Here is a 26,300-nt window from a genome sequence, read left to right on the forward strand (position 1 = left end):
GTCACATTAACGATCGCAGTATCCCGGCGTCGAAGGCGGCGGGGGAAAAGCGGCGGGCCTGCAGCATGGCCAGTTCGGGTTCGAAGGAAGGTAGCCAGTCCTCGAACCTCGACACCGCTTCGGTGAGTGCCTCGACGGTCTGCTCATCGAAGAACAGTCCGGTCTGGCGGTCGACGACCGTGTCGAGAGCGCCGCCTTTCCCGAAGGCCAGTACCGGCCGTCCCGAGGCCATGACCTCGACCGGGACGATCCCGAAATCCTCCTCGGCGGTGAAGACGAATCCGCGGCAGCGCGCGTAGTGTCGGCGCAAGTTCGCGAAATCGAGCCGGGGGATGATCGTTACCGTAGGGCCCGCCATGCGGCGCAGGCTCGCGGCCATGGGCCCGTCCCCCACCACGGTCAGTGGCAAGCCGAGGCGGTTGAACGCTTCTACCGCAAGGTCCGGGCGCTTGTAGGGCACCAGTTGGCCCACCCACAGGTAGTTGTCGTCGACTTCGCGGGACAGGGCGAAGAGGTCCACATCGACGGGAGGGTGAACCACGGTCGAAGGCATTCGCCAGGCGCGTTCGATACGGCGCTGAATGAAGTGCGAGTTGGCGACGTAGCGGTCGACGCGCGAGGCGGATGCGACGTCCCAGGTGCGCAGGCGGTGGAACAGGAAGGGCATCACCGCACGGTTCAAAGGCCCGGTCCCTTCGCGATACTGGTGGTAGTGGTCCCACAAGTATCGCATCGGCGAATGGACGTAGCACACGTGAAGAGCGTCGGGATCGGTGATGACGCCCTTGGCCGGGCCGCTCTCGCTGCTGATGACCAGATCGTAGCCGCGCAGGTCCATTTCCTCGAGCGCCATGGGCATGAGCGGCAGGTATTTCTGGTAGTGCCGGCGCGCTCCGGGCAGCTTCTGGATGAAGCTGGTGGTCACCTTGCGCCCGGCGATGGTGCGCGAGACGCGCGCGGGATCGTAGACGTGGGTGAAGATGTCGGCTTCGGGGAAAAGGCGCAGCAGCCGTTCGATTACCCGCTCCCCGCCGCGCATGGTGACCAGCCAGTAGTGCACGATCGCCACCTTGCGGAAGCGCTGGCGGACATGGTGGAGCAGGCTGTCGTCGCCGTCCTCCGAGACCGGGCGCAGGTTAAGCATAGTAGTCCTTGTACGCCTTGTAGAATGCGTTCTCGTCGAGGCCGAACGCGGCCTGCTTGCGCACGTCCACGCGGGTGAGGATTACCCCGGCAAGGCCGACCGCACCTTCCGGCAGCAGCCGGAGAAGCGAGCGGATCGCGGCTTCCGGTGTCCGGCGCCAGCGCGCGGCGATGACGGCGGCGTCGGCCTTGCCCAGCAGCAGCCGGGCATCGGCCATCGGCAGTACCGGCGCGGTGTCCATGATGACGGCGTCGAAGCTCTGCGCGGTCGTAGCGAGCAGGGCGTCCATCGCGGGACCGGTGAGCAGCGCGTGGTCTTCTTCGCGCCCGGCGCTCAGCGGCAGGATCGAGAGCCTTGTACGCGGGTCGGTGACGATCGCGTCCTCCAGCCTGGCATCGCCGCGCAGCACTTCCAGCAGCCCGATGTCGCGCGTGCCGCCGACCCACCGGCTGACGCCCCGTCGCCGCACGTCGCAGTCGATGAGCAGGATCGCGTCCGTGGCCCCGTTTCCGTCGCCCGCCATCGACCGGGCGAGGCACAGGACCACGGTCGTCTTGCCCTCGGCAGGCAAGGCGGAAGTCACCGCTATGATCCGTGGATTCTCGACCGCGAAGGCGATCGAGGCGCGCAAGTTGCGGAATGCCTCCGCGAAGGCCGAGCGTGGCTGATCGACGATTGCCTCAACAGGGGCGGCCAGCGCCCTGCGACCCGTGACCGAAGCCAGTTCGGGGATCGAGCACAAGTAGCGCAGCCCCAGACGCCTCTCGATCTCCTCGCCGGTGGCAAAACCGCTGAACATCAGTTCCGCCGCGATGGCGCAGGCAAGGCCAAGGCCGAGGCCGATCGCGCCGGCCAGCACCATGTTGAGCAGGACGTCGGGGCGGGCCGGCCTGTCGCTGGGCTGTGCCGGATGGAGTACCCGGGCTTCCGGCTGACGGATGCCGATGCGGGCGGCAAGTTCCTTGTAGCGGCCGAGGTAGCTTTCGTAGAGCTGGCGCGAGGCCTGTGCCCGTTGATCGAGGTCCTGGAGGTCGACCATGGCCATATTGTCCCGCCGAAGGGCGCCTTCGGATGCGTGCAGCGAACCAGAGAGCGAAGCCAGGCGACGCTCGGAAACCGCTGCCCGGGCGGAGAGGTTCGACACCACGCGACCAATCTCCTCGGCGATCCGGGCATCCACAGATGCGAGCTGATTGCGCGCGCGAGCGAGGTCGGGGTGGCGCGGGCCGTACTTGCCGGAAAGCGAAGCGATCTCGGCGGCATATGCGGCCTGCTGCTGGCGCAAGGACGCGATCACAGGCGAGCCGAGCGATTCGCCGACATCCTCGCCGCTCGATCCCGAACCGAGTTGCTGTCGCGCTGTCGCCAGCCGGGCGGCATCTTCCGCTGCCTGCGCGCGGGCTGAAGTGACTTCCTGGTTGTAGGCGGAGATTTCCTGTTCGGTGAGCGAGCGGTCGCTGGTGCTCGGTAGGTCGTGCGCGAGGCGGTAACGGGAAAGCGTGGCGGCGTCGGCGGATGCCTGCGCGCTTGCCTTGTCCATCCGTGCGCCGACTTCGCGCAGGGCACGAGTGTCGGCGGCATCCTTCTCGGTGACGCTGCCTTGCGTGTACTGCGCAGCGAAGGCGTTGGCGATGCGCGCCGCTTCCCGGGCATCCTCGCTCTCGAAACTGATCGAGAGCGTATAGGTCGCGCCGGAGCGGAAGGCGGAGACTCCGTCGGCGACATAGTCAATCGCTGCCTGTCGCGCTTCGGCGCCGCTGCGCCCGTCAGTGGCGAAGCGGCGGGCGAGAGCCAGGCGGTCGACCACGGCCGCGATGTTGGCGCTGGACGTGATGACCTCTACTTGCGTGTCGATCCAGGTCTCGCCCATGCCGCCCTGAGCGGCGAGACGATCCTCTTCGGTCAGGGGGGCGATCGGCTCGACTTTCGGGTCGAGCGTGACCTCGGCGGTCGAAAGGTAGGTGGGGGTCTGGGTTGTTGTGACGACAAAGCCAGCGGCGAGTGAAGTCAGGAGCGCTCCCAGTATGATGTGCCATCGACGACGCAGAAAGCCGATCAGGGCGCCGGGATCAATCCGGTCTGTATCGATGGCAAGGGCCGGTCGCGACACGGGAACGAGGGCGCCGGGCGGCGGCGCAAGGACGATAGGTTGATTCACGCTGACACCACCCCTGTTTTCCGGCGGCGCTGCAATGGCCTGCTGGAATCGAGTGCAATTTCGGCTGGTTTGCACTGGGCACGCAAGTAACAGTTGCGCGATTTCAAAAATGTAACGGTTTCAAATTTGAAATTAACGAAGTTAATGGTGAAATAAATTATTTATAACCTGAATTTCATTTTTGTAATTGGAGTATTCTGTGAGGGCCGGTTTTCATCGCCGTACTTGGTGCGATGCACGGCGAAATGGAGATTGGGCAAGTGTCGAAGGTCTGCAATCCGCATCGGCGCTTGATCGATGCCGTCGTGGCAAGCGTATTCGCTGTGCTCGTGCAGGGGTGCGCGACTTCGGGCGCCTCGCCCCTGACTGCGGCCGAAGCCCGCATGGGGATGGAGGCGTACCGCCTTGGAGCCGGCGACAAGGTGCGTGTCACCGTCTACAACGAACCCAACCTCTCCGGTGAGTACGCCTTGTCCAGCGCGGGCAGGATCGCTTTTCCGCTGGTCGGGACGATCGATGCCAACGGACAGACGGTGGAAGACCTGTCACGCATGCTGACGAACCGGATCGCGGATGGTTACATGACTGACCCCAAGGTCAGCGTCGAAGTTCTGACCTACCGGCCCTACTATATTCTGGGTGAAGTCCAGAGGCCCGGGCAATATCCTTATGTCGCTGGCATGTCGGTCGAACAGGCCGTCGCAGCGGCGGGTGGTTTCAGCTATCGTGCGAATGCGCGGCGCGTGAACCTGCGTCGTGGGCCGCAACCAGGCGAAAAGTCGGTAGAACTCAACGCCGGACTGGTTGTTATGGTAATGCCGGGCGATACCATACGTATTCTGGAGCGGTACTTTTGATATTTTGAAATGGGTTCTTCGGGTAAGTAAAGCCAAGGCGTCGTGAATTGTGATGGCTCGGTCTCGAGCAGGACTTGAGTGTAATTTCAGTAACGAGCTGTCGTGTCCGTTGGGCAAAGGGGGCATGCGCCACTGTATCGAGCCGTGAGATGCAGTTTGAGCCAAAGTCCATGATGCTACCGCATGTGCTCAGGCGAGCTATGGGATGCCACACATAATTCCCGGCGGATTAAGGGCGTGAAACTGGCGGATGGTCATAGGGACGTCGTGTGACGTTCAGCAGATGCTGGAGTGGAGCCGCCAGTAGTCGGATCAACGTGCCGGGGTCGCCTCTGTCCGCATCACGGCCATCGCCAACCGCATGCTTGTGGATTTACTGGTAACAGCGGGTCGGCATCATAGGGTGTACCTAAGCGACACCGACATCCGCCTGCGATCAAACTCACGCCCGCCAGCGCCATTGCTGCGGGTGCTCTGTAAGCCCAACTGGGCTGCAAGCCGCAAGTTGCGACGGAGAAGCCAGTCGGCGCCCAGGCTGCCCGAGAGATCGCTTTGTCTACGCTCGGTCCCCGCATATTCGCTGACGGTACGATCCAGGCGCCCCCACATGAGCAGATTGCGCCGGGCTTCGTAGTCAATGCGGGTGCCATATCGCCTCTGCCGGATGCCTGCGATGCCGACGAGGGGCGAGCGCTGGATCGACCGGCGTGCCTCGATCGTCCAGGTCATCAGGCGGGTTGGGCTCCATTCGAGACCGGCGCTGAAGTCGAGCCCCTTGATGTGTGGAAAGGCCGTGTCGTCGTAGCGCTGGTCCTGGTAGCCGACTGCGGCACGGCCCCGGATCAGGCGCGTGACCCCGAAGGCGAGGCCGCCGCGCAGCGACCAGCCGCTGGAACTGCGGTCGAACGTGCCCGTATCGTCCGGATAGCGGGCTTGATTGTAGCTGCCCTCCACGAATGCCGCGACGCCGGGCGCCACGGCATAGCCCGCACTCGCGCCAAGGCTCCAGGTCCGATAGTCGCGGTCGCCCTGCCCGATTTGCACGCTGTCGGTTCGATAGGGCGCGTAGCGGTAGGAATCGAGACTTGCCTGAGTTCCGAGGATCAGGCGTCCTGCGGTGTGCTCGGCCTCCAGACCCAGTTCCAGTGCATTGTAAGCGATGCGCGGGCCGCGCAGCGTGGTGTCCCCGATCGTGCCGCGCGCTTCGTAGGCGCGCGAATAGCTCGCGCGGGCGGACAGGCGGGTCCGGGTGCCCAGATCGAGGCGGCCGCCAAGCCGGGCGTCATAGGTTTCGGTATCTTCGTTGGTCTGCGACAGGCCGCGAGCCAGCGCTGCATCGGTGTCCAGCGAGAGGGCGTGGCGGCTCCAGGTGGAGTGCGCGGAGAAGCTGCCCGATACCACCGCCAGCGCATCGTGCACCCTGTCATCGCGCGTGGCATAGATGTTGTCGTCCCAGGCGATGCGCGCTTCGCTTGAGGCCAGGCCTTCGAAACTGCCGAGGCGGATGGGGACTGGATCGAACTCGGGACGGGCGCGCTTCTGGACGGAGATCGCCACATCGCCGTAGAGGTGGTTTGTGGAGGCGTCCTGCGCCTGCACGTTCGGCGCCGCACAGGCGCCGATCAGGCCCAGTAGATACGGCATCAGCGCCGGATTCGTTCCGAACCGACCCAGCCTGTTCGCCGCTTTTCGCCTCAAGGTCGCCCGCGCTCCAAGATTCGTGCCCCCGCGAGAGTTGATGCCCGCTTGACGGTGTTTGCGGGCACGGCACGCGCGCAGCAAATGAACCATTTGTCACGGGTGAAGCATTCGCCACGGGCTGGGCGCGTCCTCCTGCGAGGAGGGCGTTCAGATCAGTCGGGCTTCCAGCCGATCTCTGCAGCGGAAGCGGACTTGGGGATGTCGGTCAGCGCTTCGTTGACGGTGATCGTCTCGCCGGGTGCAAGGCGGTTCTTCGCAGGCACCACTTCCTTGGCGTAGACGACGGTTTCGCGCCGGTCGCGCAGGACGACGAGAAGCGAGGGGACCTTGCGGGTCTCGGCGCCGATGTTGGTGATCGTGCCGCTGACGCTGAAGAACTCGGTGCCGTCGGGCAGCGGCTTGCGATCCTGGCGGCCGCGCGGAAAGTCCAGCTTGAGGTCGGGCTGGGCTTGGCTGAACGTCGCGCGCGGGATCGGCAGCCAGTCGGGCAGCCCGCCCACGGCGACGGCGACGGCGAGGCCTAGCGTCGCCACCGCAAAGGCGATTGCGGCGAACGTGCCGATCCGCGACCAGTTGCGGCGCGGACGGAACGGCGGTGAGAAATCGAAGCTCGATGGGCCTTCGTCGGAATAGGGCTTGATCGAGGTGTCGTCGTAATAGACCGGACCGGGGCGACGCGAGGGTGCCGGCGGCGGCATCGGTTCGGAGCGCGGGGCCTCGGCAGCCGGTTCCGGGGCGCGGGGAACCACGACGGCGGGGCGCGGCGCCGGTCGTGCTGCAGCCTGAGGGATCGGTTGGGAAACCGGCTCCGGAGCTGGCTGCACGGGCGCGGCATGTACCGGCGGCGGGCTGACGGCCGCTTCGGCCTCGACCGGCGCGGCGAAAGCGCCTTCGGTTTCCAGTTCAGCCGGTTCCTGGAACCAGCTGTGCCGGCACTTGGCGCAGCGCACGGTCCGACCTTCCACGCCGATGGCGCTGTCGGGGACAGCGTAGCGCGTGGAACAGGCAGGACAGGCGATGATCATGATCGCATCCATAAGCACGGCTTGCTCGCGCGCGACAAGCGCCTCGCCTGTGGGTTCGCGCCATGACGCTCTTTTTTCCACATGCATGGATGGCTATAGGCATGAAGGTCGCCCGTTCGGCCCGACTGGAACACAGTAGTTCTGCAACACGATCCTTGACGAGCATGACCAGCGACGGGGAAATCATCCACTTCGACAATGTCGGCCTGCGCTACGGCACCGATCGCGAGGTGCTGAGCGACCTGACGTTCACGCTCTATGCCGGGCGGTTCTATTTCCTCACCGGCGCGAGCGGCGCGGGCAAGACGTCGCTGCTGCGGCTGCTCTATCTGGCGCAGCGGCCGTCGCGCGGGGCGATCCGCATGTTCGGGACCGACGCGATCACCCTGCCGCGCGCGCAGTTGCCGGTGATGCGCCGCCGGATCGGCGTGGTGTTCCAGGACTTTCGCCTGATCGAGCACTTGTCCGCCTTCGACAACGTGGCGCTGCCACTGCGCGTGGCGGGCCATGCCGAGAAGGACATCGCCGGGCCGGTGCGCGACATCCTCGAATGGGTGGGTCTGACCGACCGTATCGACGCCAGCCCCGCCACGCTTTCGGGCGGCGAGCAGCAGCGCGTCGCCATCGCGCGGGCCGTCATCGCCCGCCCTGCCATGCTGGTGGCGGACGAGCCGACCGGCAACGTCGATCCGGACATGGCCGCCAAGCTGATCCGCCTGTTCGAGATGCTCAACCGGCAGGGCACGACGGTGGTGGTCGCCACCCATGACCTAGATCTGCTGCGCAAGGTGCCCGACAGCCTCATCATGCGGCTGGACAAGGGGCGGCTTTCCGATCCCACCGGCGCGCTGCGCTATCCGCCGAGGAAGCTGACGTGAGGCGCTCCTCGGTTTTGGGCCGCTGGTTCACCGCCGGAAGCCGGGTCGAACTGATCCCGCAGGGGCGCATGTCCGGGCCGATGCCCTGGGTCATCGCGATCATGGTGGCGATGACTGCCATTGCGCTCGCGGCGGGGCTGGCGCTCGGCAATGCGGTCTCGGCGGCCAAGGCCGAGATCGACGGCGGCGTCACCGTGCAGATCATCGAGCCGCGGGCTGACGTGCGTGAAGCGCAAGCCGCGCGCGCGGTCGAGGCGATCAAGACGATGCCCGGCGTCGCGGGGCTGCGGCAGGTTCCGCAGGCGGAATTGGACGCGCTGATCGAACCCTGGCTGGGCACCGGCATCGCGGCGGCGACCGGCTCGGCGATCCCCGTTCCGGCGCTCATCGACGTGCGCCTGAACGGCCCTGCGAGCGCGGCGCAACTGGCCGCGATCGCGAAGCGGGTGACGCCGGTGGCGCCGTCCGCCCGGATCGATGCGCAGTCGAACTGGCTGCGGCCGGTGTTCGACGCGATGGTGTCGCTGCAGGTCTTGGCGATGGTGATCGTCGCGCTGCTGGCGGGCGCGCTGGCGGCGGCCGTGCTGCTGGCGGCACGATCGGCGCTGGGGGCGAACCGGGACACGATCGAGATCGTCCACCTGCTCGGCGGCACCGACGCGCAAGTGGCGCGGGTGTTCCAGCGCTCGATCGGCTATGACGCGGCAGGCGGCGGTGCAGTGGGCCTCGCACTGGCGATGGTGGTGATCCTCACCCTCGGGCGACGGTTCGAGGGGCTGGGTGCGGGGCTGGTCGACAGCGGCGCGCTGGTGTGGAGCGACTGGCTGATCCTTGCGGTCGTGCCGGTGCTGGCGACGCTGCTCGCCATGCTGACGGCGCGACTTACCGTGCTGCATGCGCTGCGAAAGATGCTGTAACCGGCGCAAACCCCTATATAGCTATTCATCTATGTTCCGCCGCTTCACCGCCTCTGTCGTGCTGCTCTGGGCCTTCGGGTTCCTGTGGTTCGCCGTTTCCCTGCCCGGGCCTTTGCCCGCGAGCGTGAAGACCGACGCGATCATCGTCCTCACCGGCAGCCAGGGCCGCATCGAGCATGCGGTCAAGGTGCTGGAGGCGGGCAAGGCACCGGACATGCTCGTCTCCGGCGTCGATCGCGAAGTGCGCCCGCGCGAATTCGCGCACCAGTTCCGGGTGCCCGCGCGCCTGATGCGCTGCTGCGTGACGTTGGGCTACCGGGCCTACGACACCCGCTCCAACGCGGTCGAGGCGGTGCAATGGGTGACCGAGCATAACGCCAAGTCGGTGCGCCTCGTCACCGCCGACTGGCACATGCGCCGCGCCGCACTGGAGATCGCGCGCGAGTTTCCCGATGACGTGCGGCTGGAACTGGACGGCGTACCTTCGCATCCCAGCCTGAGCACGCTGTTCCTCGAATATCACAAGCTGCTGGCCCGTGCCGCGCTCAACCTCTGGGAAGCCCTGCGATGAATTCCGAAAGGGCGAACCCGCTCGACGTCGTGCGTTCGCTGCTGTTCTATGTCGTGTTCTATCCGGGCACGATCGTGATGGTCACCGCATGTTTCGTGGGGTCGCTGTTCGGCGAGGAGCCGCTGCGCCGCGCCGTGCGCGGCTGGGGCCTATTCCACCGTTGGTGCGCCCGCTGGCTGCTCGGCATCCGCCTTGTCATCGAAGGGGAACTGCCGAACGAGGGCGTGCTCGTCGCGATCAAGCACGAGAGCTTTTACGAGGCGATCGACCTGCCCGCGCAGATGCAGCGTCCGGCCCCTTTCCCCAAGGCGGAACTGGCCGAAATCCCCGGCTGGGGATGGGCCTTGCGCCGCTATGGCGCGGTCGTGGTGGAACGTGGCGAAGGCGCCAAGGCTCTCCGCACCATGGTGTCGAGCGCGCGCGGTCTCGCCGCGCAGGGCCGCCCGCTGGCGATCTTCCCCGAAGGCACGCGGGTGAAGACGGGAGAACAGCCGCCGCTGCAGTCCGGTTTCGCGGGGCTCTACAAGCTGCTGGGGCTGCCGGTGGTGCCGGTGGCGGTCGACAGCGGGCGGCTTTACCACCGCCGCTGGAAAAAGCCGGGGACCATCACCCTGCGCGTCGGCGAACGCATCGCCCCCGGCCTCCCGCGGGACGAGGTCGAGGCGCGCGTCCACGCCGCGATCAACGCGCTGAATATCTAGGCCGCCGCGCTGACCTGGACGGTCTGCGAGAGCATTTCCACCTCGCCGAAGCTGGAGAGGAACGAAACGTCCGCCGCGTCGCGCCCGACGCCGATCTTGGCGACGCGGTCGGGCGTGGTCATCCCGGTGGCATCGACGAGATGCCAAGCGCCGTCGAGGAAGACTTCCGCGATGGCGTGGAAATCCTGCGGCTCGACGCCGATGCCGTAGGCACTTGCGAAGCGGGCCGGGATGGCACTGGCGCGGACCAGCGCGATCATCAGGTGCGCGTAGTCGCGGCAGACACCCTTGCGGCTCTGGAACGTGTCGGCGGCAGTGGTGAAGGCGTCGCTGGAGCCCGGTTCGTACGTGAGCGTTCCGGCGATCCAGTCGCGGATCGCGCCGACGCGCGCGCCTCCCTGCAATCCGGCGAACTCGCTTTCCACGAAGTCGTGGAACGTGTCGGAGGTGCAGTAGCGCGAGGGCATCAGGTAATCGACCGTCTCGCCCGGCAGCCTGTGCGGGGGCACGGCCGGGAGCCCGTCCACCGGGGCGAGGAAGCGATCGACCTCTACCGTGGCCTCGTAGCGGACCGTCAGCGGCGCGGAGGTGCGCAGCCAGATGCGTTCGCCGATGCAAGCCTGCGCGGGAACGCGGGCGAAATGTTCGAGCGGCGGCAGCTCGATGTGAGCGTGCAGCACGCGCTGTTCCGGGATAATCGCAGCCTCGATCTGGAGCAGGACGTCGACGGGGCCGGGCACGGCGTATTCAAGCATAGTCTGGATGGATAGCTGCATGGCGTCGGGCTCTCGAGCAGGAGGTTCGCCCGCTCAAAGCACGAGATGCCCGGTAGCTCCAAGCCCCCATAAACAAAGTGGCCCTCATCCCGGCCTTCGCTGGGATGACGTGCTTTACCGGCCCTCGTGATCCCCGCGGCCGAAGTCCGGCCGCGCGTCGTCCTGGCCTTCCTCGATGATCGAGCGGCGGATCGCGCGGGTGCGAGCGAAGGTATCGAACAACTGCTCGCCGTCGCCGACGCGGATCGCGCGTTGGAGGGCGGTCAGGTCTTCGGTGAAGCGCTGCAGCATCGTCAGCACCGCGTCCTTGTTGGACAGGAAAACGTCGCGCCACATCGTCGGGTCGGAAGCGGCGATGCGGGTGAAGTCGCGGAAGCCGCCGGCCGAATACTTGATGACCTCGCTTTGCGTCACGTCTTCCAGATCGGAGGCCGTGCCGACGATGGTGTAGGCGATGAGGTGCGGCAAGTGGCTGGTGACCGCGAGCACGAGATCGTGGTGCTCAGGCGTCATGATCTCGACGTTGGCGCCCAGCGCTTCCCAGAAGCCGACGAGCTGCGACAACCGCACCATGTCCACCTTGGCGGGCGGGGTGACGATGCACCAGCGGTTGCGGAACAAGTGCGCGAAGCCTGCGTCCGGCCCCGAGTTCTCGGTGCCGGCGACGGGGTGGGCGGGGATGACGACGTGGTCGGGCAGCGCTTCGCCCAATGCCTTGGCGATGGCCTGCTTGGACGAGCCGACGTCGCTGACCAGCGCGGTCGCGGGCAGGGCGCCGCGCACCTGCTCGGCGGCGATGCCCATCGCGCCCGGCGGCACGCAGAAGATCACGAGGTCGGCATCGCGCACAGCTTCGCTGGCAGTGGCGCAGACCTTGTCGACGAGGCCGCGCTCGGCGGCGCGGGCGCGGTGGTCGGGGCTGAGGTCGAAGCCGGTGGTGCGTGCCTCAGGCAGGAACTCGCGCACGGCGAGGCCGATCGAACCGCCCTGCAGGCCGAGCCCGATGATGGCGATGTTCGCGAAGCTCATTTCGGGCTTTCCGCCATTTCGCGCAGGGCCTCGGCGATGGCGTCCATGTCGGCGCTCTTGCCGATGGTGATGCGCAGCGCCTGCGGCAGACCTTGGCCCGGCAGCCAGCGCACGATGTAGCCGCGATCCGCAAGGCCTTCGAACGCCGTTTCGGCGGTGAGGGCGCCTTCGAACAGGATCAGCACGAAGTTCGCCTGGCTCGGCAGCGGGCGCAACCCGTGGTTGCCCAGCGCTTCCAGCTTCGTGACGAAACGGCCGCGCTCGTCACGGTTGTGGACTCGGCTCGCCTCGACGAAGGCGGTGTCGGCCAGCGCCGCCTCCGCCATCGCCTGCCCGGTGGAGGAGACGTTGAACGGGCCGCGAATGCGGTTGAGCGTGGCGACGATCCCGGGCGCGCCGGTGCCCCAGCCGATCCGCTCTCCGGCAAGGCCGAAGATCTTGGAGAACGTGCGCGTCACCAGCACGTTGTCATGCACGGCGGCCAGCGCCAGCGCGCCGTCCTCGTCCTCGGGCGCGACATATTCGCCGTAAGCCTGGTCGAGCACCAGCAGCACGTCGGAGGGAAGGGCAGCGTGCAGGCGCGCGATCTCGCCCTTGGGCAGGTAGGAGCCGGTGGGGTTGTTGGGGTTGGCGACGAAGACCACGCGGGTCTTCTCGGTGACCAGTGCCAGCAGCGCATCGACGTCGGTGCCGTAGTCGAGATCGGGCGCGACCACGGGCGTCGCGCCGCAGCGGCGCGCGGCGATGTCGTAGACCGAGAAGCCGTAGCGCACGTAGATCACCTCGTCGCCGAGGCCCGCATAGCCTTGCGCCGCAAGGTTGAGCAGTTCGTCCGAGCCCGTGCCCATGACCACGCGCGCCGGATCGATGCCGTGGCGCGCGCCGATCGCGGTGCGCAAGGCGGTGCTGTCGGGGTCCGGATAGAGCGCGGGCGCGGCGGCCTTCGCGGCCAGCGCGGCCTCGCTGGTGCCCAACGGGTTCTCGTTGGCGGAGAGCTTGATGAGCGAGCGGCCGTCCTTGCCTTTCGACTTGCCGGGCACATAGGCGTGGATCGCCTCGATCCAGGGCTTGGGAGTCGGGGCTTTCGGAGTGGTGATCGTTTCGCTCATGACGGCCGGCCCCATAACGCACCATGGCGGCTAATGACAGAGTCCGATTGAGCCTCTATTGGGGCTCGGATCATGGCAACCGTGCTCAATCCCCCTATCGAGAACCGCCACCTCGACCTCGACATGCCGCTGCTGCTCGACGGCGGGCAGATGCTGCCCTGCGCGCGCATCGCCTACGAGACCTGCGGCACGCTGAATGCGGCCAAGGACAATGCGATCCTGATCTGCCACGCGCTGACCGGCGACCAGCATGTCGTGTCGAACCACCCCAAGACCGGCAAGCCCGGCTGGTGGGTGCGCATGGTCGGCCCTGGCAAGCCGATCGACACCGACCGTTTCTTCGTGATCTGCGCCAATGTGATCGGCTCGTGCATGGGTTCGACCGGCCCGGCCAGTGACGGCCCGGACGGTACGCCCTGGGGCATGCGCTTCCCGGTCATCACCATCCGCGACATGGTACGGGGGCACATCGCTGTGCTCGATTCTCTGGGGATCGACAGCCTTCACGCGCTTGTCGGCGGATCGATGGGCGGGATGCAGGTGCTCAGCCTTGCCGCCAACTTCCCGGAGCGTACGCGCGCGGTGCTGGTGCTGGCTTCGACTGCGCGGCATTCGGCCCAGAACATCGCATTCCACGAAGTCGGGCGTCAGGCGATCATGGCCGACCCCGAATGGCGCGAGGGCGATTACTATGCCTTCGGCAAGGGGCCGGAAAAGGGCCTCTCCGTCGCCCGCATGGCCGCGCACATCACCTATCTGTCGGAAGCGGGCCTGACCGAGAAGTTCGGCCGCCGCCTGCAGAACCGCGAGGAGAAGACCTTCGGTTTCGACGCGGATTTCCAGATCGAATCGTACCTGCGCTATCAGGGGCTGTCGTTCACCGACCGCTTCGATGCGAACTCGTACCTCTACATCACCCGCGCGATGGACTACTTCGACCTCGCCGAAGAGCACGGCGGCATGCTCGCCAATGCCTTCGCGAAGTCGAAGGCGCGGTATTGCCTCGTCAGCTTCGATACCGACTGGCTTTATCCCACGGCGGAATCGCGCAATGTCGTCCACGCGCTCAACGCGGCGGGCCTGCCGGTGAGCTTCGTTGAGCTTTCCGCACCGTTCGGGCACGACTCGTTCCTGCTCGACGTGCCCGCGCTCGACCGTGTGGTGCAGGGGTTCATCGGATGATCCAGCTTTCCGACGACAAGACCCGCCTCGACGTGGCGCGCGTGCATGGCTGGCTCGCTTCCAGCTACTGGACGCCCGACATCGCGATCGAACAGGTCGAGCGCCAGATCGCGGGCTCGCACTGTCTCGGGGCCTATCACCCCGAACATGGGCAGGTCGGTTTCGCCCGCATGATCACGGATTACGCCAGCTTCGCCTGGCTCGCCGACGTCTGGGTGGATGAGCCTGCACGCGGGGCGGGCCTCGGCCGCCGCATGGTGCAATGGTTCCTCGACCATCCTGGCTACGAGACGGTGCGCCGTTTCGCGCTGACCACCGCCGACGCGCACGGTGTCTACGCCGCGCTCGGCTTCAATCCGCTGATGCGGCCCGAGCGGCTGATGGAGCGTCTCTCGCCCGCCTTCGCCGTGCAGTTGCAGGTGGCGTCATGACCCCCGCGATGAAGACCGGCCTGCGCCCGGACCTTGCGATCATCGCCGAGAACGTCGCGCTGGATTCCAGCGTACTCGACGTCGGCTGCGGCGACGGCACCTTGATGCAGGCCCTGCGCGACGGTTCAGGCTGCGCCACGCGCGGTATGGAGATCGACGCGCTGAACGTAGGCGCCTGCGTGGCCAAGGGCCTCTCGGTGATTCAGGGCGATGCCGACAAGGACCTTGCGTTCTATCCCGACAAGTCGGTGGACTACGCGATCCTGTCGCAGACGCTGCAGACGACGATGCGGCCGGACATGGTGCTGGAGGAACTGCTGCGCATCGGCCGCAAGGCCTTCGTCAGCTTCCCGAACTTCGCGCACTGGCGGGTCCGCACCTCGCTGCTGTGGAACGGCCGCATGCCGGTGACGCGCCTGCTGCCGATCGCCTGGTACGAGACGCCCAACATCCACCACCTGACGGTGAACGATTTCCGCGCGCTGCTGCAGGAACGCGGGATCACGGTGGAGGGACGCTGGTTCCTTTCAGGCGATACCCAGTGCAGCGCGGCGGCGGCGAACTTCCGCGCCGAGCACGCGGTGTTCCTGCTCTCGCGCGGGGGCTGAGCCGCGAGGGTTGCCTTGCTGGGCGAGGCATGATTCTCTCTCGGAACCGGCGGGCCGGGTTGCCCGCGCTCTTCCGGGAGACGACCCTTGCGAATTGACGCCTCGAAAGCCGTCGGAGCCTATGCTGCAGTGATGACGCTGGCGACGGTGTGGCTCGGCCTCACCGCCGTTTCGGCGCCTGCCACCAAATTCGAAACCATCGACGTCCAGCGCATCAACGTGCGCGAACCCGACGGCACCTTGCGCATGACGATCTCCGGCAAGGCCCGCATTCCCGGCCTGATCCTTGGCGGGGTCGAGCATCCGCACCCGAACCGGCAGGAAGCGGGGATGATCTTCTTCAACGATCAGGGCGACGAGAACGGCGGCCTCGTTTTCGACGGCGGGATGAAGAACGGCGTGCCCACAAACGGCGGCAGCCTGACCTTCGATCGCTACCACCAGGACCAGACGCTGCAGATGGTGAGCACTGAGGAGGGCAAGGCGCGCCGTGTCGGCGTCATCGTCACCGATCGCCCGGACAGGCTGATGGACGTGGCGGCGGGGCGCCGCCTGCGCGACATGGCGCCGGGGCCGGAGCGGGCCCGGCTGCTGGCCGAGGCAGGCTTCGAATCGGCCCGTCGCATCTGGCTCGGCCGCGATGCGACGGGAGAGGCATCGCTGGTGCTGAGCGATGCCGAAGGCCGCCCGCGACTGACACTGGGCGTGGGTGCAGACGGGACGCCGGGGGTGAGGCTGCTCGATCCCGCAGGCAACGTCACCCGCGAGATCAAGTGAGCGTCAGTGCGGCCGCGCTTTCAGCAGCGCCAGCCCAAAGCCGATGAAGAACACGCCGGTCACCCGGTTGAACGCCTGCTTGATCGCGGGGCGCGTGAGGTAGCCCGCCAGCGAACGGCCGCCCAGCGCATAGGCGCAGTACCACCCGGTTTCGATGACGGCGAACGTGCTGAGCAGGATTGCGAACTGCGGCACTTTGGGCAGCGCGGGGTCGATGAACTGCGGGAAGAAGGCTGCCGCAAAGAGGATCGCCTTGGGATTGCTGATGGCGATCGTGAAGCCGCCCCGGAACACCGCGAGGCTCGAAGGAGCGGGCGGCAGTTCGCCCTCGGTGGGGTCGAGCGGTGCCACGGGCGAGCGCCAGGACTTCACCCCGAGGTACACCAGATAGGCCACACCGGCATAGCGCAGCACTTCGAACGAACCCGGGAGCGCCAGCAGCAGCGTCGTCAGTCCGGCGGCGGAGGAACCCATCAGCAGGAAGATCGCGCAGAGGCACCCCGCCATCGCGATCGTGCTGCGCCGCGCGCCCATCTCGACGCTGCGCGACAGGACGTGGAGCATGTTCGGCCCCGGCGTACCGGAAACCACGAAGACGGCGGCGACGAAAAGCCACCAGGTATGAAGCGTCACGGTGCGCAGGTCCTTGCACGGGATTGAAGAAGGCGCGGCTTATGCCCGAGGTGCGGACAAGGCAACACCAGTGGCACAAGCTGCAAGATAATCGCTGCCCTTTCGCTTGACCGGAGCCTGCCCGGCTGCGAGGTGCGCCGCCTTCTGCCGGGCGCCTCGCCGCGCCCGCAGCTGACAGACCGGCCAAGGGCGCAGCATCGCCCCCTCCATGCCGAGCCGGTCGTCCATCCCGTGGAGACGATTCCCGACCAGGCCGACGGCCGCGTATCCCATTCGTATTCGGGAGGGCGTCCGGCGACCGTGACCCGAATCGACGAGTATGACATGACCCTGAAGACCACTCCCGCCGCGCACGCGGTGCAGCTTATCGACGCCGTTTTTCCCGGCGACACCAACCACCATGGCACCCTGTTCGGCGGCGTCGCGCTGGCGCACATGGACAAGATCGCCTTCCTCGTCGCCGCCCGCCATGCCCGCGCGCCTTTCGTCACCGCGCGGACCGAGCGCATCGACTTCGAGAACCCCGGCCGCATCGGTGATCTGATCGAGGCGACCGGCCTGATCACCCGCGTCGGCACCCGATCGGTCGATGTCGAAGTGGAACTGGTCGCCGAAAACCCGCTCACCGGCGAGCGCCGCCTTTGCACGCGCGGCCTTTTCGTCCTCGTCGCGCCCAAGGGGCCGGATACGAAGCTCCCGTTCCCGCCGCTGCCCGAGCCCGCGCCTTCGGTGGAGACCGGGCGGCTGCACATGGTCGACATGGTGTTCCCGGCGCAGACCAACCACTACGGCTCGCTGTTCGGCGGCGACGCGCTCAAGATGATGGGGCGCGCCGCCTTCATCGCATCGAGCCGCCACATGCGCCGCCCGATGATCATGGGCACGTCCGACCGCATCGATTTCAAGTCGCCGATCCGCGAGGGCGAGATGATCGAGCTGATCTCCGAGGTCGTCATGGCAGGCCCCGATTCGGTGCTCATCCGCGTCGAACTCTGGGCCGAGAACCTGATGAACGGCGAACGCCGCCACTCGGCAACCTCGACCTTCACGATGGTCGTGGTGGACCGGGCGGCGTGATCACCCTCTTCGACATGCTTCCAATTTTCGTCATCCCCGCGAAGGCGGGGACCCAACTGATGCCCGTGCAACATGAAGCATCGGGAGATGGGTTCCCGCCTTCGCGGGGATGACGGCGGCATAGTCGCAGGCGATCACACTTCAGCCCATGCTCAGCCCGGAATAGACGCCGAGCTTGTTGCCGTCGGGGTCGCGCAGGTAGGCCCCGAAGGCGCCGCGCGCCTGCGGCTTGGCCTCGGGGGCGCCTTCGTCGGTGCCGCCGTTGGCCAGGCCCGCCGCGTGCCAAGTCCTGACCGCATCCTGATCCGGCGCGTCGAACAGGATCGTGCCGCCATTGCCGTGCGTGCACGCCTCGCCGTCGCGCGCCGGGCCGAGCAGGAAGCGCACGCCGCCAAGGTCCCACATTACGATCGGGTACTGATCGGGCGTCGAGCAGGGTGCGAGGCCCAGCGCACCGAAGGTCGCGTCATAGAACGCGCGGGTTCTGGCAAGGTCGTTCGACCCGAGGCGGATTGACTTGAGCAGCACGGTTTCCTCTCCCTTTCCCGTTTGCGGAGAGAGTGTCGGCGCGCACGGCAGGGGTCAACGAGCGGAGGCGCAGGGGCGCGAGATATCGCGCAACGGATGGAGCGCGGACTTATCCACCTGATTCCCGCCTCCGTGAAATGGACGGGGCCGTGCCCTTTCGGCATTCCGGATCGCCATGTGGCACATCTATCAGTTCCCGCTCTGCCCCTTCAGTCGCAAGGTCCGGCTGCTCATGGCAGAAAAGGGCATCGCGTACGAACTCCAGACCGCGCGACCGTGGGAAGGCGAGGATCGCCTCTTCGCGATGAACCCGGCCGGACGCACGCCGGTGATCCGTGAAACCGACAAGGGCCTCGTGCTGTCGGACAGTCGCGCGATCTGCGAATACTTCGAGGAGACGGTGGATCGCTATCCGCTGATCAGCGGCACCCCCCAGCAGCGGGCCGAGATCCGCCGCCTGATCGCGATGTTCGACGAGAACTTCTACAACGACGTTTCCGGCCCGCTGCTGCTGGAGCGGATGAAGAAGCGCCTCGTGTTCCGCCAGGCGCCCGATGCCAAGGCGTTGCGCGAATCGATGAAGCTGGCGCACGACTACATCGACTACATCGACTACCTGATCGACAACCGGCCCTGGCTTGCCGGCGCGACGATGACGCTGGCGGACCTCGCGGCGGCGGCGCAGCTGTCGGTGGCGGACTATCTCGGCGGCCTCGACTGGTCGAGCCACGAGCAGGCGCGCGGCTGGTATCTGGTGATGAAGTCGCGGCCCTCGTTCCGGCCGCTGCTGTCGGAGCGCATGGAAGTGATCCAGCCGCCCAGCCACTACGCTGAAGTGGACGCCTGAGCGGAACTGCCACGCAGACGATTGCCTTCAATTCCACCGCCGTCATTCCCGCGAAGGCGGGAACCCATTTCCTGACTGAGCCTGTTGCACCGGCATCAGATGGGTCCCCGCCTTCGCGGGGATGACGATGAGGTTACTTGTCGAGGCGAACGGTGCGCTCTTCCTTGGGCACCTGACGCACCGGCACGGCGGCGAGCCACTGCTGGAACGCCTCGTTGTCGATCATGCCGCGCGTGATCTCGGTGCCCTGCTTGAAGGTCGCGAAGCCGTCGCCGCCTTCGGCGAGGAAGTTGACCACGGTGACGCGGTACTTCGCGGCAGGGGCGAGCGGCTTGCCGTTCAGCGTCAGCGACACCACGCGGCTGCCCGAGGGACGGCGCATGTCGTACGAGAACTTCAGGCCGGCCGAGGGCGCCAGCGCCTGCTTGTCGCCCGCGTCGTCGAGCCCGTCCTCGATCACCGCGCGGACCTGCGCGCCGGTCAGCGTCATCGTCACCAGTTCATTGTTGAAGGGCTGCGTCGCGTAGACCTGCCCGAAAGTGACGGTGCCGTCCGGCGCCGGGTCGATCGGGGCGCGGATGCCGAAGGGGTTGGTGAAGGCGATCTGCGCGCCCGCAGCCCGGGTGCCCGCGAGCTGCGAATCGGCAACCAGGTTGCCGAGGTCGCCGCCGCTGGCGCTCTCGCTGCTGCCCTTCGCCGCCGGGCCTGACATCTTGCCGACGGGGCGCTGGATCAGCCCTGCCGCATCCTTCACGTAGCCCGCGACATAATCGGCCACGTCCGCACGCGGCTGGAACTGCGGGTAGGCGGTGGTATTCGGCACGTCGCCCCGGCCGCTGGTGTAGCCCGGCGACTGGACGATCACGTTGCGGGCCTTCTTGGCGATGACCTTGTGGCTGGCGGGGTCGATGGTGAGGGTGATGTCGGTCACCAGCTTGCCGTAGACGCCCGCGCTGGTCAGCAGGATCGGCGAGCCGTCGCCCGACTGGCCGTACTGGCACACGTACTGCCAGTGCGTGTGCCCCGAGACGACGAGATCGACGCCGGGGTTCAGCTTGTCGAGGATCGGCTGGATGTCGCCCGCGAAGCCCTCGCACGAATTGGGGTCCTTGGCAGCCGTCTTGCCGCCCTGGTGGATCAGCACGACGACGGCGTCGGCGCCCTCGGCCTTGAGCACGGGAATCGCCTTGTTGATCGCCTCGGCCTCGTCACCGAAGGTCAGTCCCTTGACCATGTCGGGCTGGACGAGCGTGGGGATCGACTTGAGCGAAAGGCCGACGAAGCCGATGGTCACTTTGCTCGCGCCCTCACCGAAGGTCTTCAGGCCGGTGGCGGGGAACAGCGTCGTGCCGTCGTCCCTGTAGGTCGCGGCGGAGAGATACTTGTAGCTGGCGCCCTTGAACTGCTCGAGCTGGCAGGGCTGCAGGCGCGTGTTCTTCTCGCAGCCGCCGTTCTGGAGGCGCTGGAGTTCCTTCCAGCCGCGGTCGAACTCGTGATTGCCGACCGCGTTGAACTCCAGCCCGATACGGTTCATCACGCCGACCGCCGGTTCGTCGAGGTGGAGCGAGGAGGCCAGCTGCGAGGCGCTGGTGAGGTCGCCCGCCGCGACGACGACGTTGTTCGGGTGTTCGGCCTTGAGCGAATCGACCGCCGATGCCAGCCACGCGCCGCCGCCTGCGGGCACGTTAACCGTCTTGCCATCAGGGCCGGGGGCCTCGACCGAGGCCTTGGGCGGTTCGAGCGCGCCGTGGAAGTCGTTGATGGCGATGATGCCCACTTCCACCGGGGTGGTCGCCGTGACGGGCGCTCCCGGGCGGGTTGCCTGCGGTGCAGCGCAGGCAGCGGTGAAAGCGAGAGCGAGGAGCGGCAGAGCGCGTAGACGGGGGGAAGTCATGACCCGGCTCTATCGCACTGCAATATGACGGGCCAAGGGCCAATTTCGCTGATGGCCTGTGCGAATTGTCAGCGCACCTGATCCTCCAGCGCATGCATGGCGTCGTCGGACAGGCCGAAATGGTGGCCTACCTCGTGGATCACCACATGCGCGACGAGGTCTTCCAGATCCACCTCGGTCTCGCACCATTCGGCGAGAAGGGGCTGGCGATAGAGCGTGATGCGCGGCGGGAATTCGCCCGAGATCCACACCGAATCGGTGTCCATCGACCGGCCGTGATAGAGTCCGGTCAGTTCCCAGGCATCCTCGATGCCCATGGCGCCCAGCGTTTCCTCGTCCGCGAATTCCTCGATGTGGACGGTGATCCCGTCGAGGTGTTGCGCGAAGGGCGCAGGAATCCGCGCGAAGGCGGCGTGGGCGAGGCGCTCGAACTCGGCGGCGGAGGGGGGAGGGCCGAATGTGCGGGTCATGGGTGGAGGTATGCCCACCCCCGGCCCCTCCCGCAAGCGGGAGGGGAGCAACACAGGATCGCCCTCCCGCAGGCGGGAGGGGAGCAACACAGGATCGCCCTCCCGCAGGCGGGAGGGGAGCAACACAGGATCGCCCTCCCGCAGGCGGGAGGGCCGGCAGGCTTGGCGGTTTACCGCCTAGCCGAACGGGGTGGGCATCACACCATCCACACCCGCATCGTCCCCCATTCTTGCGAAACCGCCGCCATTCTGCGACCAAAACACGCATGGTTCCGGCAATCTTCGGCCTCTCCGGCCTGACCCTCGGCGACGACGAACGCGCCTTCTTCCGCGACGCCGATCCGGCGGGCTACATCCTGTTCGGCCGCAACGTCGAAAGCCGTGCGCAAGTCCGCGCCTTGACCGACGAACTGCGCTCCATCCACGGGCGCGAGCATCTGTTCGTCTGCATCGACCAGGAAGGCGGCCGCGTCGCCCGAATGAAGCCGCCGACCTGGAGCGCCTATCCGCCCGGCGAGGCGTTCGACCGGCTCTACGACCTTGCCCCCGCCAGCGCCATCGAGGCGGCGCGGGTGAACGCGCAGGCGCTCGGCCTTGACCTTGCCGAAGTCGGCGTCAGCGTGGACTGCCACCCCTCGCTCGACGTGCGCCAGCCGGGCGCGCACGACGTTATCGGCGACCGCGCGCTGGGTGCCGAGCCGATGCGGGTGGCGGCGCTGGGCCGCGCGATCCTCGACGGCTTCGCGCGCTCGGGCGTCGCGGGCTGCATCAAGCACATCCCCGGCCACGGCCGCGCGATGGCGGACAGCCACAAGGAATTGCCCACCGTCACTGCCTCCGCCGAGGAACTGGAACTCGACCTCGCCCCGTTCCGCGCGCTGGCCAAGGCGCCGATCGGGATGACCGCACACGTGCGCTACACCGCGTGGGATGCCGAGAACCCTGGCACCCTCTCGCCTTTCGTGATCGGCGAGATCATCCGCAAGACCATCGGTTTTTCGGGTCTGCTGCTGACCGACGATCTCGATATGCAGGCCCTTTCCGGCAGCGTGCCGGAACTGGCGGCGCAGGCGATCGCGGCGGGCTGCGACATCGCGCTCAACTGCTGGGCGAAGATGGACGACATGGTCGGCATCGCCAAGGCCCTGCCGGTCATGGCCGAGGAAACCGCCGCCCGTCTCGACCATGCGCTGGCCGGAACCGGCCCCGCGACAGCGGCCGATCACGCCGAACTGCTGGCGAAGCGCGACGCCCTGCTGGCGCTGCGGGCGGCCTGACGTGGCCAGTAATCCCGGCCTCTTCGACGACTGGGACGGCGAGGACCGCCAGGGCGCTCAGGCCGACAAGCTGTACCTCGAGATCGACGGCTGGGAAGGGCCGCTCGATCTGCTGCTCGACCTCGCGCGGCGGCAGAAGGTCGATCTGCTGCGCATCTCGATCCTCGAACTGGTCGACGCTTACCTGACCTATATCGAGGAGGCCGAGGCGCTGCGGCTGGAACTGGCGGCCGATTACCTCGTGATGGCGGCGTGGCTGGCTTACCTGAAGTCCGCGCTGCTGCTGCCGCGCGACGAGCAGGAGGACCCGAGCCCCGAGGAAATGGCCCTGCGCCTGCAGATGCGCCTGCAGCGCTTGGGTGCGATGCGCGAGGCTGCGGCGCGGCTGATGGGACGCGACCGGCTGGGGCGCGATGTGTTCGAACGGGGTGCTCCCGAGGGATTGCGCGTCGATCGCAAGTCGCGCTGGCAGGTCGAGTGGTTCGACCTCGTAAGGGCTTATGGCGACGTGAAAATCCGTTCGCAGCCGGTAGTGCACATGGTGCGCGAGCGGATGGTGATGACGCTCGACACCGCGATCGCCCGGGTCGCCTCGATGCTCGGCGTGGCGATCGACTGGATGGAACTGCGCGACTTCCTTCCGGCAGCGCATGGCAGCTGGGAAAGCCCGCAATTGCGCCGTTCCGCGCTGGCTTCGAGCTTCGTCGCGGCGCTCGAACTGGCCCGTACCGGCAAGGCCGAACTGGCGCAGGACGAGACGTATGGCCCCCTGCGCCTAAGGGCACTCAAAGGCACCCAAACGTGACACAAGACGTCCAAAACGCGCCCGACGACGTGTTGCGTGCCGTGGAGGCGACCCTCTTCGCCTCCACCGAACCGCTTACCGCGGATCAGGTCGCGCTCCACCTCGGTTTCGGCGAGAAGGGCGGCGAGGTCCGCCCTGCGCTCGCCGATCTGCAGCGCCATTATGAGCGACGCGGCATCCACCTCGTCGAGCGCGGCGGGCGCTGGCATTTCGAGACCGCGCCCGATCTCGCGCACCTGCTCCGGCGTGAGAAGGAGGACGTGCGCCGCCTCAGCCGCGCCGCCACCGAGGTGCTGGCGATCGTCGCCTACCACGAACCCGTCAGCCGTGCCGAGATCGAGGCGATCCGCGGCGTCCAGACCGCCAAGGGTACGCTCGACGTGCTGATGGAGGCGGGCTGGGTGCGCGTCGCCGGTCGCCGCGAGGTGCCGGGGCGGCCGGTGATCTACGCGACGACGCCAGCGTTCCTCGACCACTTCGGGCTGGGCTCGCTGAAGGAACTGCCGGGCATCGACGAATTGCGCGCGGCGGGCCTGCTCGACCCGGTTGACGAAGACATGATCGAGACGGCGCTGGGCAGCAAGAATCCTCGCATACCGGACAACGCGGATTCCGAAGATGACTGACGTGCGACCGGTGAAGGACATAACCATGACGGGCTGGCAACTTGGCATCAAAGCGCCTACATGCCCCCTATGACCGGTCGGAATCGACCGCGCTTTTGGAGTTGAGGTTATGGGTAGCTTCTCGATCTGGCACTGGCTGATCGTTCTCGTGATCGTGCTCGTGCTGTTCGGACGCGGCCGCGTTTCGGAAATCATGGGTGACTTCGGCAAGGGCATCAAGAGCTTCAAGGACGGCATGAACGAGGAAGAGGCCAAGAAGGCCCAGGAAGCCTCGGCTCCCGCCGCCCAGATCTCGTCGCAGAAGGCCGATCCGGCGCCGACCGCGACCGAAGTGAAGAACGAACAGGCCTGAGCGCTCGGGGCTGATCGGGGATGTTCGACGTCGGTGCATCCGAACTGTTGATGATCGTCATCGTGGCGGTCGTCGTCATCGGTCCCAAGGACATGCCGATGGCGCTGCGCACGGCTGGCCGCTGGATCGGCAAGATGCGCAAGATGTCGAACCACTTCCGGTCCGGCATCGACGCCATGGTGCGTGAGGCCGAACTGGAGGAAATGGAGCGCAAGTGGCGCGAGCAGAACGAGGCCATCATGAAGGCGAGCCCGCAGCTCCCCTCGATGAACCCTTCTGCCGACGACATGAAGGCGCCCGCCTTTTCGGAGCCAGTTGCGGAGGTTGCCGTGGCTGGTGACACGGAAACGCCCAAGGCCGAAGCGCCGAAGCAGGCTGAATTCCACTTACCCCCGCCGCCGCCCTGAGGCGAAATGACATGAGTTCCAATCACCTTCGTCATTGCGAGCGTAGCGAAGCAATCCAGGGCCACGAAGACCGTCCTGGATTGCTTCGCTACGCTCGCAATGACGATTTGGGGTCAGGCCCTCCCGCCTCGCACTCTGGCCTGAGGCCGAAATAAATGCAGCCCTTCCGCATTTCCGACATCGACGACACCCAGGCGCCGCTGCTCGATCACCTGATCGAGCTTCGGGGCCGCCTGCTGCGGGCCTTCATGGCCTTCGCGCTGGCCTTCGCGGTGTGCTTCTACTTCGCGGGCGACATCTTTGCCTTCCTCGTCCGCCCGCTGACCGAGGCGTTCCCGCCCGGACAAGGCAAGCTGATCTATACCAAGCTCTACGAAGCCTTCTTCGTCGAGGTGAAGATCGCGATGTTCGCGGCCTTCTTCGTCAGCTTCCCGGTGATCGCCAACCAGATCTGGCAGTTCGTCGCCCCCGGCCTCTACGCGAAGGAAAAGAAGGCGTTCCTGCCGTTCCTGATCGCGACGCCGGTGCTGTTCACGATGGGCGCGGCGCTGGCCTACTACGTGGTGATGCCCACGGCGTTCCACTTCTTCCTCACGTTCGAGGGACAAAAGGGCGGGCTCAAGCTGGAGGCGCTGCCGGGCACGGGGGATTACCTCGCGCTGGTGATGCAGTTCATCCTGGCCTTCGGGATCAGCTTCCTGCTGCCGGTGCTGCTGATGCTGCTCAACCGTGCGGGGATGGTCACGCGCGCGCAGTGCGTGGGCGCGCGGCGCTATGCGATCGTCGGCATCTTCATCGTCGCCGCCGTGGCGACCCCGCCCGACGTCGTCTCGCAGCTGCTGCTGGCGGTGCCGTTGCTGCTGCTGTGGGAAGGCACGCTGGTGCTGATGTGGTTCACCGAGCGCCGCGACGCGAAAGACCGCGCGCGCGAGGAAAAGGCCGTCGAGGAAGCCGCCAAGGCTGCCGGACACGCTGCGGCGGAGTAAGGGCTGATAAGGTCCGGCGCCGCGTGCGGGCTTCGACAGGCTCAGCCTGAGCGGGGTTGGGATTTTTGCGCTACCTCCGCTCACCCTGAGCTTGTCGAAGGGTCAGGCTGAGCCTGTCGAAGCCCCCGGCGGCGAGGCGATCCCCGCGCGGGCTTTCCCGTTCCGCGCCAGTTCGCTGACCAGCGACCAGTCTCCCGCCATCATCGCTTCCTTCTTGGCGCGGCCCCAGCCCTTGAGCTTGCGTTCTGCGGCGAAGGCATCGTCGCGAGTCTGGAAATCCTGCGCCCAGAGGAATGTCACGGGCAGGCGGCTTGCTGTGTATCCGCCGAGGGCGCCGGTCCGATGCTGCGCGATGCGGCGTTCGAGGTCATCGGTGTGGCCCACGTAATACGATCCGTCGCGGCAGCGCAGGATGTATGTGTGGAACGCCATGGACTGAGGGTCTGGCGTTGCGGGCGGGCTTCGACAAGCTCAGCCTGAGCGGGTTGGGGTTAAAACTCGGCAAGGGGCGGTCCGAAAAGCAACCTCGTCGTC

Annotated in this window: 29 protein-coding genes; 17 read left to right on the top strand and 12 right to left on the bottom strand. The window is 66.8% G+C overall.

The genetic code is table 11. The features are described from left to right. Position 1: 1 nt before the first annotated feature. Both PKE80_RS01170 and PKE80_RS01175 read right to left on the bottom strand, forming a co-directional pair. Positions 2-1,144: a glycosyltransferase gene (locus PKE80_RS01170; RefSeq protein WP_271180923.1), complete on the bottom strand. Its 1,143-nt coding sequence runs from the start codon at positions 1,142-1,144 to the stop codon at positions 2-4. Beyond that, on the bottom strand, positions 1,137-3,302 hold the full coding sequence (locus PKE80_RS01175; protein ID WP_271180924.1) for a GumC family protein: 2,166 nt from the start codon (positions 3,300-3,302) through the stop codon (positions 1,137-1,139). The genes PKE80_RS01170 and PKE80_RS01175 overlap by 8 nt, the downstream gene beginning before the upstream one ends. A 233-nt stretch (positions 3,303-3,535) precedes the next feature. On the opposite strand from PKE80_RS01175, the gene PKE80_RS01180 reads away from it, so the two are divergent. Further along, complete coding sequence (locus tag PKE80_RS01180; RefSeq protein WP_271180925.1) at positions 3,536-4,159, top strand: polysaccharide biosynthesis/export family protein; 624 nt, start codon at positions 3,536-3,538, stop codon at positions 4,157-4,159. 396 nt (positions 4,160-4,555) lie between these two features. Here the strand turns inward: PKE80_RS01180 and PKE80_RS01185 are convergent, their stop codons facing one another. Together PKE80_RS01185 and PKE80_RS01190 are read right to left on the bottom strand one after the other, a co-directional pair. After that, positions 4,556-5,803: an outer membrane beta-barrel protein gene (locus PKE80_RS01185; RefSeq protein ID WP_271180926.1), complete on the bottom strand. Its 1,248-nt coding sequence runs from the start codon at positions 5,801-5,803 to the stop codon at positions 4,556-4,558. Between the two features lie 209 nt (positions 5,804-6,012). Continuing rightward, on the bottom strand, positions 6,013-6,885 hold the full coding sequence (locus PKE80_RS01190; protein ID WP_271180927.1) for a zinc-ribbon domain-containing protein: 873 nt from the start codon (positions 6,883-6,885) through the stop codon (positions 6,013-6,015). Positions 6,886-7,049: 164 nt separating this feature from the next. Between PKE80_RS01190 and ftsE the strand changes: the two genes are divergently transcribed. The 4 genes from ftsE to PKE80_RS01210 are packed head-to-tail and all read left to right on the top strand — an operon-like array spanning position 7,050 to position 9,952. Then, positions 7,050-7,763, top strand: a complete 714-nt coding sequence (gene ftsE / locus PKE80_RS01195) for a cell division ATP-binding protein FtsE (RefSeq protein ID WP_271180928.1) — start codon at positions 7,050-7,052, stop codon at positions 7,761-7,763. Beyond that, the gene (locus PKE80_RS01200) at positions 7,760-8,680 is read left to right on the top strand and encodes a cell division protein FtsX (RefSeq protein WP_036525963.1); all 921 of its coding nucleotides are present in this window, start codon (positions 7,760-7,762) and stop codon (positions 8,678-8,680) included. The genes ftsE and PKE80_RS01200 overlap by 4 nt, the downstream gene beginning before the upstream one ends. A gap of 31 nt (positions 8,681-8,711) precedes the next feature. Then, complete coding sequence (locus PKE80_RS01205; protein ID WP_008829997.1) at positions 8,712-9,251, top strand: YdcF family protein; 540 nt, start codon at positions 8,712-8,714, stop codon at positions 9,249-9,251. Beyond that, the gene (locus PKE80_RS01210) at positions 9,248-9,952 is read left to right on the top strand and encodes a lysophospholipid acyltransferase family protein (RefSeq protein WP_271180929.1); all 705 of its coding nucleotides are present in this window, start codon (positions 9,248-9,250) and stop codon (positions 9,950-9,952) included. Before PKE80_RS01205 ends, PKE80_RS01210 begins: the two co-directional genes overlap by 4 nt. Here PKE80_RS01210 and PKE80_RS01215 read toward each other — a convergent pair. From PKE80_RS01215 to hisC, 3 genes are all read right to left on the bottom strand, one after another. After that, positions 9,949-10,728: a transglutaminase-like domain-containing protein gene (locus tag PKE80_RS01215; RefSeq protein WP_271180930.1), complete on the bottom strand. Its 780-nt coding sequence runs from the start codon at positions 10,726-10,728 to the stop codon at positions 9,949-9,951. The two genes, PKE80_RS01210 and PKE80_RS01215, sit on opposite strands and share 4 nt — an antisense overlap. A gap of 114 nt (positions 10,729-10,842) precedes the next feature. Then, on the bottom strand, positions 10,843-11,757 hold the full coding sequence (locus PKE80_RS01220; protein WP_271180931.1) for a prephenate/arogenate dehydrogenase family protein: 915 nt from the start codon (positions 11,755-11,757) through the stop codon (positions 10,843-10,845). Continuing rightward, positions 11,754-12,881: a histidinol-phosphate transaminase gene (hisC, locus tag PKE80_RS01225; RefSeq protein ID WP_370424431.1), complete on the bottom strand. Its 1,128-nt coding sequence runs from the start codon at positions 12,879-12,881 to the stop codon at positions 11,754-11,756. Before hisC ends, PKE80_RS01220 begins: the two co-directional genes overlap by 4 nt. Positions 12,882-12,938: 57 nt before the next feature. Between hisC and metX the strand changes: the two genes are divergently transcribed. The 4 genes from metX (at position 12,939) to PKE80_RS01245 (ending at position 15,864) form a co-directional block, all read left to right on the top strand. After that, positions 12,939-14,048: a homoserine O-acetyltransferase MetX gene (gene metX, locus PKE80_RS01230; protein WP_008829992.1), complete on the top strand. Its 1,110-nt coding sequence runs from the start codon at positions 12,939-12,941 to the stop codon at positions 14,046-14,048. After that, the gene (locus tag PKE80_RS01235; protein ID WP_271180933.1) at positions 14,045-14,479 is read left to right on the top strand and encodes a GNAT family N-acetyltransferase; all 435 of its coding nucleotides are present in this window, start codon (positions 14,045-14,047) and stop codon (positions 14,477-14,479) included. The genes metX and PKE80_RS01235 overlap by 4 nt, the downstream gene beginning before the upstream one ends. Beyond that, on the top strand, positions 14,476-15,087 hold the full coding sequence (gene metW / locus PKE80_RS01240) for a methionine biosynthesis protein MetW (RefSeq protein ID WP_008829326.1): 612 nt from the start codon (positions 14,476-14,478) through the stop codon (positions 15,085-15,087). The genes PKE80_RS01235 and metW overlap by 4 nt, the downstream gene beginning before the upstream one ends. An 87-nt stretch (positions 15,088-15,174) precedes the next feature. Beyond that, complete coding sequence (locus tag PKE80_RS01245; RefSeq protein WP_271180934.1) at positions 15,175-15,864, top strand: hypothetical protein; 690 nt, start codon at positions 15,175-15,177, stop codon at positions 15,862-15,864. A 3-nt stretch (positions 15,865-15,867) separates the two neighbouring features. Here PKE80_RS01245 and PKE80_RS01250 read toward each other — a convergent pair whose 3' ends face one another. Next, positions 15,868-16,497 carry a LysE family translocator gene (locus tag PKE80_RS01250; protein ID WP_008829328.1) on the bottom strand — a complete coding sequence of 210 codons (630 nt, stop codon included), beginning with the start codon at positions 16,495-16,497 and terminating at the stop codon, positions 15,868-15,870. A 132-nt stretch (positions 16,498-16,629) separates the two neighbouring features. Between PKE80_RS01250 and PKE80_RS01255 the strand changes: the two genes are divergently transcribed. Further along, positions 16,630-17,574, top strand: a complete 945-nt coding sequence (locus PKE80_RS01255) for an acyl-CoA thioesterase (RefSeq protein WP_271180935.1) — start codon at positions 16,630-16,632, stop codon at positions 17,572-17,574. Positions 17,575-17,715: 141 nt separating this feature from the next. On the opposite strand, the gene PKE80_RS01260 is transcribed toward PKE80_RS01255, so the two are convergent. After that, positions 17,716-18,102 carry a VOC family protein gene (locus tag PKE80_RS01260; RefSeq protein WP_008829330.1) on the bottom strand — a complete coding sequence of 129 codons (387 nt, stop codon included), beginning with the start codon at positions 18,100-18,102 and terminating at the stop codon, positions 17,716-17,718. Positions 18,103-18,277: 175 nt separating this feature from the next. Between PKE80_RS01260 and PKE80_RS01265 the strand changes: the two genes are divergently transcribed. Then, complete coding sequence (locus tag PKE80_RS01265) at positions 18,278-18,949, top strand: glutathione S-transferase family protein (RefSeq protein WP_271180936.1); 672 nt, start codon at positions 18,278-18,280, stop codon at positions 18,947-18,949. 133 nt (positions 18,950-19,082) lie between these two features. On the opposite strand, the gene PKE80_RS01270 is transcribed toward PKE80_RS01265, so the two are convergent. After that, entirely contained in the window at positions 19,083-20,843 is a 1,761-nt protein-coding gene (locus PKE80_RS01270) for a bifunctional metallophosphatase/5'-nucleotidase (protein WP_271180937.1), read from the bottom strand. Positions 20,844-20,911: 68 nt separating this feature from the next. After that, a complete protein-coding gene (locus tag PKE80_RS01275) occupies positions 20,912-21,313 on the bottom strand; it encodes a metallopeptidase family protein (protein WP_008829333.1) in 402 nt (133 codons plus the stop codon). Positions 21,314-21,579: 266 nt separating this feature from the next. Between PKE80_RS01275 and nagZ the strand changes: the two genes are divergently transcribed. From nagZ to tatC, 6 genes are all read left to right on the top strand, one after another. After that, complete coding sequence (nagZ, locus tag PKE80_RS01280; protein WP_271180938.1) at positions 21,580-22,590, top strand: beta-N-acetylhexosaminidase; 1,011 nt, start codon at positions 21,580-21,582, stop codon at positions 22,588-22,590. 1 nt (position 22,591) lies between these two features. Then, positions 22,592-23,395 carry a segregation and condensation protein A gene (locus PKE80_RS01285; protein ID WP_069708938.1) on the top strand — a complete coding sequence of 268 codons (804 nt, stop codon included), beginning with the start codon at positions 22,592-22,594 and terminating at the stop codon, positions 23,393-23,395. Then, positions 23,392-24,021, top strand: coding sequence for an SMC-Scp complex subunit ScpB (gene scpB, locus PKE80_RS01290; RefSeq protein ID WP_271180939.1), 630 nt, complete (start codon positions 23,392-23,394; stop codon positions 24,019-24,021). The genes PKE80_RS01285 and scpB overlap by 4 nt, the downstream gene beginning before the upstream one ends. 109 nt (positions 24,022-24,130) lie before the next feature. Continuing rightward, complete coding sequence (locus tag PKE80_RS01295) at positions 24,131-24,373, top strand: twin-arginine translocase TatA/TatE family subunit (protein WP_008829337.1); 243 nt, start codon at positions 24,131-24,133, stop codon at positions 24,371-24,373. Positions 24,374-24,393: 20 nt separating this feature from the next. Continuing rightward, the gene (gene tatB / locus PKE80_RS01300; protein ID WP_271180940.1) at positions 24,394-24,780 is read left to right on the top strand and encodes a Sec-independent protein translocase protein TatB; all 387 of its coding nucleotides are present in this window, start codon (positions 24,394-24,396) and stop codon (positions 24,778-24,780) included. 155 nt (positions 24,781-24,935) lie between these two features. Beyond that, positions 24,936-25,766, top strand: coding sequence for a twin-arginine translocase subunit TatC (gene tatC / locus PKE80_RS01305; protein WP_271180941.1), 831 nt, complete (start codon positions 24,936-24,938; stop codon positions 25,764-25,766). A 102-nt stretch (positions 25,767-25,868) separates the two neighbouring features. Here tatC and PKE80_RS01310 read toward each other — a convergent pair whose 3' ends face one another. Beyond that, on the bottom strand, positions 25,869-26,198 hold the full coding sequence (locus PKE80_RS01310; RefSeq protein ID WP_271180942.1) for a GIY-YIG nuclease family protein: 330 nt from the start codon (positions 26,196-26,198) through the stop codon (positions 25,869-25,871). Positions 26,199-26,300: the final 102 nt, after the last annotated feature.

The sequence above is a fragment of the Novosphingobium resinovorum genome, assembly GCF_027922145.1.
GTDB classification, from domain to species: domain Bacteria; phylum Pseudomonadota; class Alphaproteobacteria; order Sphingomonadales; family Sphingomonadaceae; genus Novosphingobium; species Novosphingobium resinovorum.